This is a genomic window from Pseudomonas sp. F220, assembly GCF_057813935.1.
Map to the genome: position 1 here is coordinate 1 of NZ_JBVASJ010000063.1, position 14382 is coordinate 14382.

14 protein-coding genes are annotated in these 14382 nt (G+C 56.9%); 2 read left to right on the forward strand and 12 right to left on the reverse strand.

Annotated features, from left to right (window positions below; all coding sequences use genetic code 11):
• Positions 1-23: 23 nt before the first annotated feature.
• Positions 24-1202 carry a type VI secretion system ImpA family N-terminal domain-containing protein gene (locus ACZYSM_RS28125; protein WP_489076784.1) on the forward strand — a complete coding sequence of 393 codons (1179 nt, stop codon included), beginning with the start codon at positions 24-26 and terminating at the stop codon, positions 1200-1202.
• A 145-nt stretch (positions 1203-1347) separates the two neighbouring features.
• Here ACZYSM_RS28125 and ACZYSM_RS28130 read toward each other — a convergent pair whose 3' ends face one another.
• The 10 genes from ACZYSM_RS28130 to ACZYSM_RS28175 form a co-directional block, all read right to left on the reverse strand.
• Complete coding sequence (locus tag ACZYSM_RS28130) at positions 1348-2640, reverse strand: MFS transporter (protein ID WP_489076786.1); 1293 nt, start codon at positions 2638-2640, stop codon at positions 1348-1350.
• A gap of 340 nt (positions 2641-2980) precedes the next feature.
• The gene (locus ACZYSM_RS28135) at positions 2981-3607 is read right to left on the reverse strand and encodes a hypothetical protein (RefSeq protein WP_489076788.1); all 627 of its coding nucleotides are present in this window, start codon (positions 3605-3607) and stop codon (positions 2981-2983) included.
• Positions 3608-3684: 77 nt separating this feature from the next.
• Positions 3685-4596, reverse strand: a complete 912-nt coding sequence (locus tag ACZYSM_RS28140) for a hypothetical protein (RefSeq protein WP_489076790.1) — start codon at positions 4594-4596, stop codon at positions 3685-3687.
• Positions 4593-4742, reverse strand: coding sequence for a hypothetical protein (locus ACZYSM_RS28145; RefSeq protein WP_489076792.1), 150 nt, complete (start codon positions 4740-4742; stop codon positions 4593-4595). The genes ACZYSM_RS28140 and ACZYSM_RS28145 overlap by 4 nt, the downstream gene beginning before the upstream one ends.
• A gap of 108 nt (positions 4743-4850) precedes the next feature.
• On the reverse strand, positions 4851-5144 hold the full coding sequence (locus tag ACZYSM_RS28150) for a hypothetical protein (protein WP_489076794.1): 294 nt from the start codon (positions 5142-5144) through the stop codon (positions 4851-4853).
• Positions 5144-7567: a toprim domain-containing protein gene (locus tag ACZYSM_RS28155; RefSeq protein WP_489076796.1), complete on the reverse strand. Its 2424-nt coding sequence runs from the start codon at positions 7565-7567 to the stop codon at positions 5144-5146. Before ACZYSM_RS28155 ends, ACZYSM_RS28150 begins: the two co-directional genes overlap by 1 nt.
• Positions 7568-7569: 2 nt before the next feature.
• A complete protein-coding gene (locus ACZYSM_RS28160; RefSeq protein WP_489076798.1) occupies positions 7570-7818 on the reverse strand; it encodes a hypothetical protein in 249 nt (82 codons plus the stop codon).
• A 471-nt stretch (positions 7819-8289) separates the two neighbouring features.
• The gene (locus ACZYSM_RS28165; protein WP_489076800.1) at positions 8290-8514 is read right to left on the reverse strand and encodes a helix-turn-helix transcriptional regulator; all 225 of its coding nucleotides are present in this window, start codon (positions 8512-8514) and stop codon (positions 8290-8292) included.
• A gap of 117 nt (positions 8515-8631) precedes the next feature.
• Positions 8632-9240 carry a hypothetical protein gene (locus ACZYSM_RS28170; RefSeq protein ID WP_489076802.1) on the reverse strand — a complete coding sequence of 203 codons (609 nt, stop codon included), beginning with the start codon at positions 9238-9240 and terminating at the stop codon, positions 8632-8634.
• A gap of 101 nt (positions 9241-9341) precedes the next feature.
• Positions 9342-10574 (reverse strand): tyrosine-type recombinase/integrase, encoded by a 1233-nt coding sequence (locus ACZYSM_RS28175; protein ID WP_489076804.1) that lies wholly within the window; start codon positions 10572-10574, stop codon positions 9342-9344.
• 674 nt (positions 10575-11248) lie between these two features.
• Here ACZYSM_RS28175 and mobV point away from each other — a divergent pair.
• Positions 11249-12196 (forward strand): MobV family relaxase, encoded by a 948-nt coding sequence (gene mobV / locus ACZYSM_RS28180; RefSeq protein WP_489076806.1) that lies wholly within the window; start codon positions 11249-11251, stop codon positions 12194-12196.
• Positions 12197-12458: 262 nt separating this feature from the next.
• Here the strand turns inward: mobV and ACZYSM_RS28185 are convergent, their stop codons facing one another.
• Complete coding sequence (locus ACZYSM_RS28185; RefSeq protein WP_489076808.1) at positions 12459-12983, reverse strand: hypothetical protein; 525 nt, start codon at positions 12981-12983, stop codon at positions 12459-12461.
• Positions 12984-13069: 86 nt separating this feature from the next.
• Positions 13070-13270, reverse strand: a complete 201-nt coding sequence (locus ACZYSM_RS28190) for a hypothetical protein (RefSeq protein WP_489076810.1) — start codon at positions 13268-13270, stop codon at positions 13070-13072.
• Positions 13271-14382 lie beyond the last annotated feature (1112 nt).

Consider the following 14382-nt stretch of genomic DNA (forward strand, 5'->3'; position numbering starts at 1 on the left):
ACCCGTAAAGGAAAGGAAGCTGGATGACGGCGTTATTTGAAATGCGTATTCGAGTCGGCGGTGACCCGCGCGACTTTGGCGAGTTTACGGCACTGCGTGACGAGCTGACCAAACTGACTCATCCGGCGTGCCCGGATGTCGACTGGGCCAAAGTGGAGCAGTTGTGCCTGACGTTATTCCACGAGAATGGAGCAGATCTGCAAACCGCCGTCTCCTATGCCCTGGCGCGTAGCCAGCGCTATGGTCTGGAAGGCATGGCGCAAGGGGTGGCGCTGATTGAGGCACTTTGCAACGAATGGTCACGGGTGTGGCCGCCGATGGCCTCAGTCCGCCTGGATATCTTGGCCTGGTTGTTCGCCCAACTGCAGCCGTTGCTGCGCAGCCAAGAGATAAGCCCACGCACGGTGCCAGCCCTTACGCATCTGGATAATGAACTCACGCGATTAAACGTACAGTTGGAGCGTCAGACACAAATCCCCCTGGTTATGTTGCAGGCGCTACGTCATCAGCTGTGCGGCCTGCTGCAACGCCTGGAACGAAACCTTTACTTGGGCGAAACACTGCCTCAACCCCGGATAATACCGGAACCGGCGTTTGCGACGCCGGTGATGATTTTGCCCGCTCGACCTATGCCAGAAGTGCCCACGGCATCCCCGCAGACCAAGCGGCGGCGTATCGCCAAATGGCTGTTTGCCGTGGCTGCGACCATCGCACTGGTCAGTGGCTTTTTGTGGCGGGACTGGTTGGCTGATCCAGACAAACGCCTGGTGAAACTGGCCCAGCAAGAACACCGAACACCCGACCCGGTACGTTTGGACAGCCTGTCACTGTTCGATGCTGGCAGTGCCGAACTCAAACCGGGCTCGACCAAAGTGCTGATCAAGGCCTTGGTCAACATTAAGGCCCAGCCGGGTTGGTTGATCGTTATTGTTGGGCATACCGACAACTCGGGAGATGCTCAGCAGAATCTTCAACTGTCCTATGCCCGCGCCTTGGCCGTGCGTAATTGGATGCAGCGTATGGGCGATATTCCCGACAGCTGCTTCGCCGTGCAGGGTGCCGCAGGTAGCCAGTCGATTGGCGATAACGCTACTGCTTCGGGGCGCGCGGCCAATCGTCGGGTGGATATCCAGCTGGTGCCGCGGGCAGGTGTTTGTGAGCAGGCTGCTGTGGCGGCGTCGTTATCGACGGGGCGTAATTAAGTGAATCGCTAAAGCTGACATCCAATGTGGTCTAGGTGCCATGTTACCTCCGTCGGTGAGGTCAGGGCCTTGCCTACTGCCATTTAGGGGGGGCAACTTCGGTCGTTGCCAAGTTTTTGGAGGCTGTATCTCAGATGCCCCTGATTCAGGCGCGTCCTGGCTGTTCGGGATAGAGGCGCAGTGCTACGCCACTCGCGACAATAGCGCCACATAGGTACCAGGCTGGAACGAGTGGGCTGTCAGTCTCCGCAATCAGCCACGTCACCACCAATGGAGAAAACCCCCCAAAAACGGTCACCCCAAAGCTGTAGATGATTGATACGCCGGTCACTCGTTCGTTGCGGGAGAAGGCTTCCATCAGCAACGTCAACCCGGGACCACTACTAACGGCCACTGGCGCCATCAGTATCGATACCGCCATCAAGCTGAGCAGTGTGCTTTGCTGATCTAGCAGCATAAAAGCAGGATAAGCCAGCACCGCCTGTAAGCCGCACGACCAATACAATAGCGGTTTACGCCGTGGTAGCCGATCAGCGAAACGCGAAGCCAAGGGCGGGATGACAATGAGCAATATGCAGGCAAACACCACCAGAAAAAAAGCAACACCGCTGGGGTAATGCAACGTCCGGATCAGGTACGTTGGCATGTAAAACACAGTCATGTAGAACGTCACCGTTGAACTTGCCATGATCAAAATACCCAGACCTAAGGTACGAGCATGGGTGCGCACGAAATAGCGAAGCAGCGTAGGGTTGTCGCGATTTTCATGCGTTTCATCCAAATGTTTGCGGATGTACCACCCTACGGGGCCAATTAACAATCCAATGATGAAGGGGACTCGCCACCCCCAACTGTGTAGCGCCTGTTCCGACAACATTGTGGTTAGCACGAGCCCGGACAGCGCTCCCAGTAGCGCTGCAGCTCCTTGGCTTGCACCCTGCCAGCAGACCATGAAGCAACGATTATCGGTGCGTCCGGACTCCATCAAAAAGGCCGAAGCCGCACCCACTTCGCCGCCTGCAGAGAACCCCTGAAGCAATCGCCCGAGAACCAGCAGTGCCATAGCGAAGCCCCCAATGCTGGAGTAAGTCGGTGTAAACGCGATAATTCCTGTCCCTATCGTCATCAAGGCAATGGTCAAGGTCAACGCCTGCTTGCGCCCATAACGATCGGCGAATCGGCCAATCAACACGGCGCCCAGTGGCCTGATGAGAAAGCCCATGGCAAAGGTCGACAATGACATCATCAAGGATGCCAGTGATGAGTCGGCAGGGAAAAATAACTGACCGATAATTACGGCGAAAAAACTGTAGACCGTAAAGTCGTATATCTCCAGAGCGTTGCCCAGAGAGGAAGCCACTGCTACACGACGCATCTTGCCAGTCGTATTAGGCTGCACATACGTAAACGATAATGAAAGAGTCGAAGCGTTTTTCATGAGCATGTCCCAACAGGTGGCAGGCGATGGCCTTGCCCTCAGGGTTTCACTGGCATAAAACGGCACTGCGGAGTCGCGAGGATGCGTTGATGGGGTGACACGATTTCGAGAGCATGCCAGCAGGCAGGGCAAACTACCAGAGGCTGTTGAGGGCTTGTTGTGACCCAGTGACGCCGCTCACATTATTTGGAAAGCAAGCCAATCCGGCAGCGCGAAACGATGGAGAGAACCGCAACGTGAAAAGGTAAGCCAGGGTGATCTCATCTGTAGAAGCTCAGACTCAATCCACGTTCCCTGGGGTTCGATAAATACGAGCCACTACACCGACTCACTATCGAACTCAACCTCCGTCGCTGGTCAGCTCCTCAAGGGCGTCCGTTATTAGCTCCTGCAATACGTCTTGCACCTCGGTCACCGTCTTGAGTCGGTGAATGCGAGGGGCCTGCTCGGCGGGGATGGCCAGCAAGCGCGTACGCACTTGTGAGTATTCTTTGCCGACTGCTGTGGCTACATCCGACACCAGCACAACCAGGCCGGATTTCTGGTCGTAGTCCATTTGGTGGAGCAGGGCGAGGTAGTTTTCCTTCATGCGGCGGGCTTCATCCAGGGACATGGTGGCGCCTTCGGTGCCAAGAATTCGCGTTGCCGTTTGCTCCGGCGTTTCGTTATCGGGCGTACCGGGTAACAACTTAGGTAACGAGTTACCCTTGTTACCCAATCCGTTACCCTGGCCGGTTTTTTTCGGATGGGTAACAGACTTTCGATAGCGCTCGATTTGAGCGTTTGACGCGTCCACGTCGATCACACCTTTCACTGAAACCAGCCAACCACGGGCCTTCCAGAGCGTTACGGTTTTTCTTGAGACGCCGTGAAGCTTGGCAAAATCTGACTGATTCATTGGTTCACCTCTGTTACCTGTTACCCAAATTTCAAAATTTTTTAGCTGGCGAAACAACGCGGTGCGCAATGCCCTCGATGTCAAAAGCTCTAGGAGGGACCCAGACCTACCCCCCCCTCCCTAGGGGATTCCTATCGCCACGCGAGTCACCCCAGCAGGTTATCCATGATCCGATCCACGTCCTTTCGGAAGTCGCCCCGGTCACTCATTGCCAGGTAGCGCAGTACCGCCTTTGCCTCATCCTTGTTGCGTGGCCGGATCTCCGCCAGCAACTCAAACACAAACCAGTCGCGGGCTGATGCTTCGTGCGCCGGGTCGCCGCCGTAACGCTCCATCGAATTGCGTAGCCAATAGAGCTGATGCCAGTAATCCAGCTCATACAGGCAGTCGTTCAAGGTATTGGGCATCAGGTCCGGCCTGGCCTTGAAGCGGGCGGCAATCTCGGCCTTGTCAAAGTCCCCTATACCGACTGGCTCCAGACCGTCGAGCGCCGTCACGCAAAACACCTCGGCGTCGGTCAGGCTGAATAGCTGGTCGCCAAACTGCGCCCGGGTTTCTGACTGCTTACGCAGCTTCTCCACGGACGACTTGGCCAAGCTCTCAAGGTTGCCCAGGTCGAACGACGACAGGGCGGCGAACATGTTGTTGGGGTGCTTCATCCTGAGCCAGTCCCGATACCGTTCCTCAAGCTGCTTGAACGGTGTATTGATGCGCTTGGACGCTTCCATTGCCACCTCTATGTGGCCGGGGTGGCCGGTGCTGATCACCTCACGGAGCCACAGCAGGGCGTCCACTTCCTTATCACTCGTCACAGCTTGCTGCGATGGTAGCTCTTGCACGGCTGGGCGCTGTTCTGCGCTCAGTTGTATCGGTGGCAAGGTGAACAGCGCCCGGTGTGCCTCGTTGTCTCGAAAGGCACCGGATCGACTGACGATGGTTTTCACCGTGCCCAAGGGAACGCCGGTAATTTTGGACACGTCTCGGAATGAGTGAAGACGGCGCAAGTCGATCACCTGCTGGCGCTGATCGTTTGAAACCCCCTGTTTCGGTTTGCTCAACTTGAAACCCCTTGTTTCATTCCGAACCTTTGGTTGATGGCCTGGCCTTCAAATCGACGGGCCAAGAGGTTGGCGTTGCGGGTGATCATGGCGGCCAGTTCGCGAGGGGATGGCGCTCGCTTCGGACGGCTGTAGTCATTGGGCATATCGTTTCCTCCTTGGGAGTGGATGCAGATATTGGCTACAAGCCCTATGGTTAAAGGCTTGCAGCGATTCACTTTTAGAGCGTGTCTTGGACATGTCTCATCGGCATGTCACTTGAGGTCAGCGTTCGGCCAGCGACCGCGAACATCGGCCAAGGCTTCGGTGTGAGTAATGGGGTCAGGGCTGATCATCACGAACGGCTGTCGCCCTGGCAGCAGCACCGTCCATGCGCACTGACGGGTATGACCATCGTTGGCGGCGACCTCGGCTATCAGCTCCAGCCGATGCGCTTTGATGTACTTGCGAACGTCCGGTGTGAGCTGGCTCGCTGGGGAGACGATCAGGCGATTGCCCTTCACCTTGGCAGCGAAACCGTGGTCTTTTAGGTAATCGATGGCGCCCATCAGAACGCCTCCTGATCGTCATCCGAAAAAGATACTTCCGGCTCCGAAGTCGTGCATGTCGTGATGTCGTGCTGATTGATCGTTTTTTGATCGTTTTGCACGACATCACGACTTGCACGACATTGGGTCGGTAACTTTCTTTTTATCTCCCACTTAACGGTACTGCCGATCTTGCCCAGGCACCGGCAATCAATATCCATCTGTCGAAGTGCTGGTGCCGCTCGACGCAGGGCATCACCCAACCCCTTTGGCGAGCGCGGCCAAGAATCACAGCCCGTCGGGCGGAACTGCTCCAGGGTCAACAGGATCTCTTTCGCAGGGGCGGTCATGCCATACGGACGCGACTCGATCATGTCCACCACGCCAGCAGCGACCGGACTGGCATCGATGGTGCGGGCCAGACTCTCTTGACGGCAGGCGTTGAACTCATCAAGGAAGTCTTCCGGCAGTTGCCCAACTGCTTTGGCGACGGCCATGCCCAGGCGGGCGAACTCGACCAGACGCGGACGTTCATCGGCGGGAATGCTCATCTGTGGCAGCAGCTCCAGCGCCCTGGCCGTGATGTCGAGAAGAGCGCCTAACAGCTTGGGCCGCTCGACCTCATACGCCCGCCATAGGTCGGTGACTTCCAGGCGCTCGGTAATAACTGGGGTCTCGATACTGACGGCCCGGTCCACCAGATCCTGCGCCGTGACTGAGGCGCTGATACCGTTGAGGACAATGGGGCGCTTGACGGACACCACGCTCTCCTCGGTGTCGCTGTACAGCTTGCGCTTAGCGAATCCGCCCCCCGTCGCCAACACGCACAAAGCATCCTGCATCGGCCCGGGCAAGTGACTGACGTTCTCGTAACTGACCAGGCAGCACGCGCCAGCAGAGACGAAAATATCCTCTACCGACTTCGGCGCGCCCCGTAGGTCACAGGCGTTCGGATCAATCAACCGGCGCAGTGCAATCTGGGTCGTACTCTTGGCGCTACCCTGCTCACCCAGCAGCTCAAGCAACGGATACGGCGTGTCAGGGCGTAGGCACTCAATCAGCCAGGACAAGGCCATCAGCCGGGAGCCGTGCGGGATGTTGGCCACACGCCAAAGTGGTTCGATTGATCCACCCGCCACCGGGTCGGGCAACGGCTGCATAGATTCCGGTCGAACGAACATCGCCGGCGGTGATTCGACGATCTCCCACGTTGCCGGGGTGATTCGAACCGCTCGGCTACTGCCAGGCACGGCCAGGTCAAGGAAGTATTCCCCGTTCGCGCCAGCGGTTCGCAGGTGAATGTCCAGACTCTCACCGTGAAAGCGGCCCAGCCCCGCCAGAGTGCCCAATGCCTCACGCAATGACTGGTCCCGAGGGGCTTTTCCGGTGTCCTGATAAAACCCCGCCAGCAGGCAGTCACGAAACTGACGCGAGGCCAGATTGCGCACCTCGCCCGACTTCATGTCACGGGCGTACACGTCCTTGTTCTGATCGTGGAACAGCTCAAACCGCTGCTCAACGTACTTGACCAGCAAGGACGCCTGACTCTGCCGTTCCTCATCTTCATCGGGATCAACTGTCGGCGTGTCACCCTCGACAGCGACTTCTGGTAACTCCAGCAACTCCTGGAGCTTTTCGACCGTTCCGCCCGCGTCCAGCCAGTTCGACACATCGCCTTTTTCTGGCAGGCCCGGCAGGTGAATGACCCGCACCATCGCCCCAACCGCCGTAAGTGCGGCGGACACCTTCGCCGCGTGCTTTCGACCTGGCTCATCGTTGTCCGGTAGAATGACCACTCGACGCTCCCGGAAGAACTCCGACAGCTCGGCGGACCACTTCCCGGCGCCACCGGCATTGCAGGTCGCTATCAGGCCTAGTGGCATCAGGTGATCAACATCTTTTTCGCCCTCGACGAGATAGACAGTCGCGTCCACCGCCGCCAGCAGGTCGGGCAGGCGATAGGGCACCTTGCGCACGCCCTTCACTGACCAGGACCAGCGATCACCCACTGGGCAGCGCTGACGAAAGTCTTTCGGTTCGAAGCGGACCACCTGGAACAGCAGGACGCCGTTTTCGTCGACGTAGCTGTATTGCGCGACCTCCTTTCGTTTGACTGGCGGACCATCAGCAGCCAGACGCGGGGTTGAAGTCGCCTCCCTCAATCCGTTCTTTTCCAGCCAGGCCATTTGCTCGGCGCGAACACTGAGCCCGGTTTCCCTTTCGACCAGGTCCAGAACGCCGCCGCCCTGGTTGGTCTCATGCGAGTGCCACACACCTTTATCCAGGTCCACCGCCAGCGAGCCGTTGGTGCCATATCGCAGTTCGTTGGCCTTGCTCAATGCCGCGTTCGGTTCGCCCAACAAGTGGCGGGCGACAGGCTCAATCACTTTCTCCAGGCCGAGTGATCCCGTCAGCGCTGGAGAGCGCTGTTGAAAATTCGTCATGGTTAGTTCCTCAGTTCGAGAGTTTCGAGCTGGCTATTGAGGGTTTCAACTTCACAATCAAGGATGCCGTGGTAGTCGCCGGCCAAGCGTTGAACAACGCCTGCCAAGCGCTCCGCGTGATGCTCGTGACCCTTTTTAATCGAGTCGCTGATTGCATAACTCAAAGAGTCAAACCATGCCATATAGTCGCGAGCAACTCGCAGTTGGTCGACAGCATCATTGGCAATGGTGGTAGCAGTGGGCTGAGTCATTATTTGGCCCCCTTCAACATCGCTTCATAGAAACGGGCACGGGCCATCTCGGCGTTGTAACGCTCGTGGCGAACTTTGAGAGAAGACTTGGTGCTGAGCTGGAAATGGCACGGGCGCGGTGACGCTCGATCTTGTGCTGAATGTCGGACGGACTGAGAGCGAAGATATCCATGGGTGGAGCTCCGGGTGTATTGGAGCCACCGCTGTCTGCCGCCAAGCAGGAAAGGGTGGCGAGTTGCACAGGATTGGCGGACCGGTACACACGGAAACCGGCGCACCCGAAGGTGCTCCTGCGCAACCCGCCATGAAGCGTGATCGCGGGCACAAAAAAAGCGCCTGCAATCGTAATGGGGGCGCTGTTGCGCCGTGTAGTGTTCGACCCGCCAAGGTCGGTCGCTGAATTTGCAGCGACAACAGGACTGTAGTCGTGCTGTGGCCGTATGGCAAGTGTTGGGAGTGCATGGGAATGATTCATGCGCATTCACCACGGCTTTCAGCGATACGTGCATCACACCAGGCCAAAACCTCAGCCTCGATCCAGACGACACACTTGGGGCCGAGGGTGACTTGCTTGGGGAAGTTGTCAGCAGCGACGCGGCGGTAAATCTCAGTGCAGGAAAGGCCGGTGATCGACTCTACTTCCTGACGCTTGATGAACCGGCGAGTTGGTGGGGTGGTGTTGGTAGCGTTTGCCATCGTCTGCGCCTCCTGGGGCGGTTTAGGTAATCGACGATGGCAATGCTGCTGGTTGATGGGCGGTAAATAAATTTGGTGAGCGCTGCGGATAAATCGTTATCCCTGGCGTAAATACTGTTATCCGTTACGTGAAGCGTTTTTCGGGCGACCTTTCGCTTTAGCGTATTCGGGGGCTACATCCCTGATCCATGTTCTTATTCGTGCAACATTGTCTGGTAGGTGTTCGGAAAGGCCAGCGTCTATTAATAGGCTCCAAACCATATCTGCCATTGCACCAGTTTTAATTTTCTTATCTGTATCAAGTTTCCATTGTTCACTTGCCATCTTTTTGGCTCGGGCAATGATTTCGCTTTTGGCATTGTTTTTGGCCATAAGAGGGGTAATCATTTTTTGTTCGCGATCCATACGAAATCCCGCAGGCAGCGTGCCAACTTGAAAGGCGCCAAGCACAAGCAATAATCCAGCGTGACGAATTTCTTTACTCAATGAGGGATTGTTGGTTGACAGCTTTTCAAGCTCATCAAGGCCCTGGCTAAAAATAGTAGCTGTTGGCATTTTCCATTCGTCAGGAGCGGCGGTTAATGTCAGTAGTGATAATTTGTGCAATTGCTCAAAAGTCACATCGTCTCCATCCTCCCTGATTTCTGAGAAGAGGCGTCTGGCTTCGTTAACTGGGCCGATAAACTTTTTAAAAGTAGCTGTTTTTTCTCTTGTGTTAGCGTCCATTGATTCGCCCTCCCAGGCGCTCCCACTATTAGATAGATTGGTTGGTCAGGCGGTTGGGAAGTCCGCTTTTCGCTCCGTCGAGCTAGGCCAGCCAAAACTTATTACGCTTTGCGCTTGATGCTCACCACATTCGCGCCAGCACACAGCGCGTCGATTGAGTCAGCCCAGGCCTGCATCATTCCCCGGCGCTGCTCCAGGTAGTTGGCGTGGTTGTAAGTGTCGCGGATGCCATCGGAATCGCCATGGGCCAGTTGCCGCTCGATCCAGTCCTTGTTGTGCCCGCGCCCATTCAGCTCGGTGGACAGCAGATGGCGGAAGCCGTGGCCGGTCTGACGGTTCTCGTAACCCATTAGGCGCAATGCCTTGTTGATCGTGTTCTCGCTCATGGGGCGTTCGGTGTTTTGCTGGCCAGCGAACACCAGCGGGTACTCGCCGGTAATCGGCTGGAGTTGGCGCAGTATCTCTACAGCCTGGCTCGGCAGTGGTACAGCGTGCGGGCGGCGGGCCTTCATCCGCTCCTTGGGGATTGTCCAGGTGGCGGCGTCCAGATCGAACTCGGCCCACGGTGCAGCTCGCAGTTCACCAGGTCGCACGGCGGTCAGCACCAGGAGGCGAATGGCGTAGCGGGTCAGTTTGTTGATGTTGGCGCTGTCGCACTTCGCCAGCAGCTCGGGCAATTCGGACAAGGCGACGTGTGGGTGGTGGCGGGGCGCTTTCGCGGGAGCGGCTACCACGTCCAGATCGGTGGCGGGGTTGCTATCGACTACGCCCTTCGCCAACCCGTAGCGGAATATCTGGTGCAGCCATTGGCGGATCTTCCCGGCAGCGTTAAGCGTCCCCCTGGCCTCGACCTTGCGCACCAGCTCCACCAGATCGGGCCGGGTGATGCTTTTCAGTGGGCGAGCACCGATACCGGGGATCAGGTCGTTCTCCAGGTAAAGCTTGGCCTTGTAGGTCGTGCTCTCTGCCCAGCGTGGCGCGTTGTAGGCAAACCACTCCCGCGCCAGCGTCTCGAATGTCAGCCCCTCGACCTTCTGCGCCTGCCTTGCCGCTTGTCGGGCCGCGCCTGGGTCTTTGCCATCGGCCATCAGTTGCCGGGCCTCTGATCGCTTCTTGCGGGCCTGCATCAACGTTACGTCGGGGTACGAGCCAAGCGCCAGTCGGTTTTCTTTGCCGAGGTGGCGGTACTTGAGTCGCCACAGCTTGGAGCTGATGGGCATTATTTCCAGGTATAGGCCTTCGCCATCGGAGAGCTTGTAGGGCTTCTCCCGGGGCTTTGCGGCCTTGATCGCGGATCGGTCAGGGGCGTGACTTTGCGGGGCATAGGGCACCATCGTAGGGGCAAGCGAGAAGGCCGAACCGGTCTTGCCCCTAACTCTGCCCCCAAAACTTTGGGCTGGCAAGGTAGGTGTGGGAAATCGTGGATAACAAAAAACCCGCACTAGGCGGGCTTTTTGTGGACTTTCGGGTGGGTTTGGCACCACCTGAAACTAATTAGTGGTGCAGAGACGGAATCGAACCATTGGCTGTATGGCTTGTATTTGCTGGGTTTGTCATTTGTAGTTGATTTTATCTACTCACAAATCTACTCACTTTTTCGTTTGCTGCCCCTCCTTCGGTCGTTTTCCCCCCTCTCGCCCAGGGTGTCTCCGTAACGGTGGTTGCCGAGACTTTAACCGTTGGCCAGTCACCCACACAAAGTTCGCGTTTTTGACTCGTCATTACAGAGTGAGCCGTTTTGGTCTCAGTGAGACAGATCGGTCTGTCCGAGTCAGATCAAATGAGCTGTCGGAATAACTGGCTGGGTTAGGCCTGGGTAATTGAGTCGACACTACTACGAAACTTTCGTGGTATGGGCGGCGCGCTGACACCGCTTTTCTTCCGCAGGAAGCGAACAACAAACGCAGTTTGTGTAGTGAGTACACAAGCTGCGCTTGGGGTGACTTGCGCCGGCCTTTGCTCCACCCGCACGCTGAAGATGAGAACACTCAGCACGGGGGAGGCTGCCATGCCTTACACGATACTAAGAACAAAAAAGCTGAAGTCAGTCGCCGGGATTATTGGTTCGGGTCGACACACCTTTCGAGAGATGCCCACACCGAACTCCAATGGCGCGACCAACATGCACGTGGGCGCGTCGAGTGCTGCCGGTCTTGCCAATGCGGTGTTGGCCAAGCTGCCTGAACGCCGGCGTAAGGGTGCGGTGCTCTGCATTGAATATCTGATCACCGCGAGCCCCGAGGCATTCACCCGTCACGGCGGGACTATGCCCGACACAGGCGGCTACTTTGACCGGGCCATAGCCTGGCTGAAGGCGCGACACGGCGGCGAGAACATTGTCAGCGCCACCGTTCACCTGGACGAGAGGACGCCCCACCTTGTCGCGTACGTCGTGCCGCTGACCAAGGACGGGAGACTGTCTGCGCGTGATTTCCTCGGCGGTGCCGCCAAGCTGCGCAAGATGCAGACCGACTTCCATCATTGGTGCGGGAAGCCGTTCGGTTTGTTGCGCGGCATCGAGGGATCGAAAGCCACCCATCAGAAGGTCAGCCAGTATTACCAGGCACTCGCCGCTGCTGAGCCGGTTATTGAACGATCAGACATGGCCGCTGCTGCTATCGGCATACAGACCCCCAACTACAAGGCGTTGTTGCTGAGGGCCAAGACGTCGGCCATACAGGACAAGCTTCAACACTCAGCCAGTGAGGCACTTCATGCGCGGCAGGCGGCGCTGGATCGGCAGGTGGTTGAACTCCGGCAGGCCCAGCGAGCACTAGAGGATTTGGAGATCACGTTAGAAAAGCGAGTCGACCAACTGACCGAGGTTGATCAGGCATTGGAGGTGGCGCTGCTGAAGGCTGAGCGGGAAAAGGGTCGTGCTGACCGGCTGGCCAAACAGCTCGCCGATTTGATCAGGCGAATACCCGAGGCAGACGTGGCAATAACGCCACACTGAGGTATTCCCACCATCCTTTTTCGGGGCAGTCGTCGGCTATTGGCTCGGCTCAATGACGTTGTTTCGCAAACTCGTCATTCACATAAAGAGGGGGATACCTAATCTCTGATCATAGTCGGTCGCCTAAGCTCTTTTCGGCGATGGTGGTGGCGGCACTGGGCGCGAGGGCGGGTCTCGCCTTGGCAGCGGAACATCACTTTTGATATTGCGCATTGGTGGCGGAGCTGGTGGCGGTGGCTTCTGGTCGGTCATATTTATGAGCTCAGGGATTATTGTAGAGGTAGAAGGGGACGAACGAGAGAATCGCGAGGACGATAGACCAGATAACAAACTTGGACAGAAGGTCGAGCTCTGCGGCTCGCTCGTCATTATTGAGCGAATTTTTAGTGGCACCCATCACGTAGTAATCGGCCATTGTTTGGAAAAAGAAACTATTTGCTAACTCCTCGCCACCCTCTCCGTAGTAGGCGAGTAACTCCTGGCGGTGAGCTTCCAGTTTCGTCGTCGTCGGTATGGACAGATCGGCGTTCCGAATCCGCCACGCCTGTGCAAAGTGAAAAATTCCAATCCAGACACAGATCGCACACCAGAGGAAAAATATCCAGAAGAACACGCCGGCAGTGTGTGTGGATGGGGGCGCTTTACCCAATAAGTAGGACAAAAAGCTGGAGAGCGCTACCAGCATCGCTAGTGGCAGATTCAGGCGGGCAATAAGCTTTTCTTTTCGGTCAGCCTCGAAAAAATAGATCTTCTCGTACAGCTTGTAACAGTCGTCATCGGCTTTCATGTGATCTCCGTGCTATTTCGCGATTCCGTTGTGATGGCAAGCCGATGCTGAAAACTACTGAAATCCCGGTAGTCCACCAAAGCCGATTACAGACGCATTTCCCTTATGACTCGCCTAGGTTCCGCACCTTGGGCAAGTGCACGCCGTGCGTCTCTGGTGAGCTGGTCGAGCGCCTGGCTCTCGAATGCTTCGGCCATGGCGGCAGCCTTCCTCACGATCAGCAGCGCAAGCTCTGGCGGAAACACCACCTTGTCGGCGGGCAGGTAGTCGCAGTCGATAACGGACATGGGGCGATCCTCTGGCGTTTGATATCCGAAAAACGGACTTCAAGGGACACTCTATTATCTGATAGCTGTCGTGATCCCGGTAGCCAGTCAGCGGCTCGACTCGCCGGCTTGGCTAGTCCTGTCACCTGTTCCGGCCTGCGCTGCAGGGTGGGCGAGACTACCAATATCAGTCGAGACTACCCGAACTGGTAATTTCGACGCTCAGGGTTTCCGGCTAGTCTGCGGGCTTTCCGCATATTGACGCCCGCCGCGCTAGGGGCATGGTTATGATGACCACGCCCGCCACCACTGACAAAACTCTCTTGACGAGCCCGCCGAGAATTTTTGACGGGCCGCACTCGCTGCTACCTAGCTAAATCCTCTCCAACCCTTTCAGATCAAGGCGTCCAGCCAGTCGCTGGCGAATGGTCGTCTGGCAATCCGTCTAATGCCTGTCAAATATCCGTCTAGGGTCTGTCTGGGGTGTAAGACGCCAAAGGCTGCTTGTTTGACGGCGCCCGCATGGAATAACCCTATGACGCCCGCCCGGCGCGGGTTTCGTCTCATGTCTGTCTCACATTCCGTCAAAGCGTGGTCAAAGTAATGGTCGGCAGGCATAGGCATACCCCATCACCTTGGAGTGCTCGGTAAAGCGTGTTGATTTCTACACAGAGTGTCGTTTTCGACACACATAAACCTGACAAAACCTGACATCCAAACGGTTGACACGTCTCATTCATGGGGTTGGTTTTCGCAGAATGATCTTCATTCATGGGGTTATTTCGCAAACACGTCATTCGACCCCATTGGCGGGTCATTTGGCCTCATCCATGGGATGTTTTCGCAAACCGGCGTTCGGCCAGTGAAAAACACTGCAATACCGTGGAAACCTCAGTGGAAACCAACGCCTGGCAACCATCACCTGTTGATAACAGGTGAATGGCCTGGTTTGTGGTTCTGGCTGCTCCGTAAAGCATCATTTCGTGCGTACCAGTCTGCGTACCAGTGCTTTGCGTACCTGACCGGGTGAGCATTTCGCGCACTCCAGGTGCGTGAAATTACTGCGTGAAACCTTACTGGGGCAGGGCTTCACGCAGGTCAGGTGCGCGATGGGCGTGCGCGAAACACTGCGC

Bases quoted from the DNA above. Each gene is read 5' to 3' on its own strand.
- ACZYSM_RS28125 (WP_489076784.1), top strand. From the start codon at position 24: ATGACGGCGTTATTTGAAATGCGTATTCGAGTCGGCGGTGACCCGCGC.
- ACZYSM_RS28130 (WP_489076786.1), bottom strand. From the start codon at position 2,640: ATGAAAAACGCTTCGACTCTTTCATTATCGTTTACGTATGTGCAGCCT.
- ACZYSM_RS28145 (WP_489076792.1), bottom strand. From the start codon at position 4,742: ATGCCCAATGACTACAGCCGTCCGAAGCGAGCGCCATCCCCTCGCGAA.
- ACZYSM_RS28150 (WP_489076794.1), bottom strand. From the start codon at position 5,144: ATGGGCGCCATCGATTACCTAAAAGACCACGGTTTCGCTGCCAAGGTG.
- ACZYSM_RS28155 (WP_489076796.1), bottom strand. From the start codon at position 7,567: ATGACGAATTTTCAACAGCGCTCTCCAGCGCTGACGGGATCACTCGGC.
- ACZYSM_RS28160 (WP_489076798.1), bottom strand. From the start codon at position 7,818: ATGACTCAGCCCACTGCTACCACCATTGCCAATGATGCTGTCGACCAA.
- ACZYSM_RS28165 (WP_489076800.1), bottom strand. From the start codon at position 8,514: ATGGCAAACGCTACCAACACCACCCCACCAACTCGCCGGTTCATCAAG.
- ACZYSM_RS28170 (WP_489076802.1), bottom strand. From the start codon at position 9,240: ATGGACGCTAACACAAGAGAAAAAACAGCTACTTTTAAAAAGTTTATC.
- ACZYSM_RS28175 (WP_489076804.1), bottom strand. From the start codon at position 10,574: ATGGTGCCCTATGCCCCGCAAAGTCACGCCCCTGACCGATCCGCGATC.
- mobV (WP_489076806.1), top strand. From the start codon at position 11,249: ATGCCTTACACGATACTAAGAACAAAAAAGCTGAAGTCAGTCGCCGGG.
- ACZYSM_RS28185 (WP_489076808.1), bottom strand. From the start codon at position 12,983: ATGAAAGCCGATGACGACTGTTACAAGCTGTACGAGAAGATCTATTTT.
- ACZYSM_RS28190 (WP_489076810.1), bottom strand. From the start codon at position 13,270: ATGTCCGTTATCGACTGCGACTACCTGCCCGCCGACAAGGTGGTGTTT.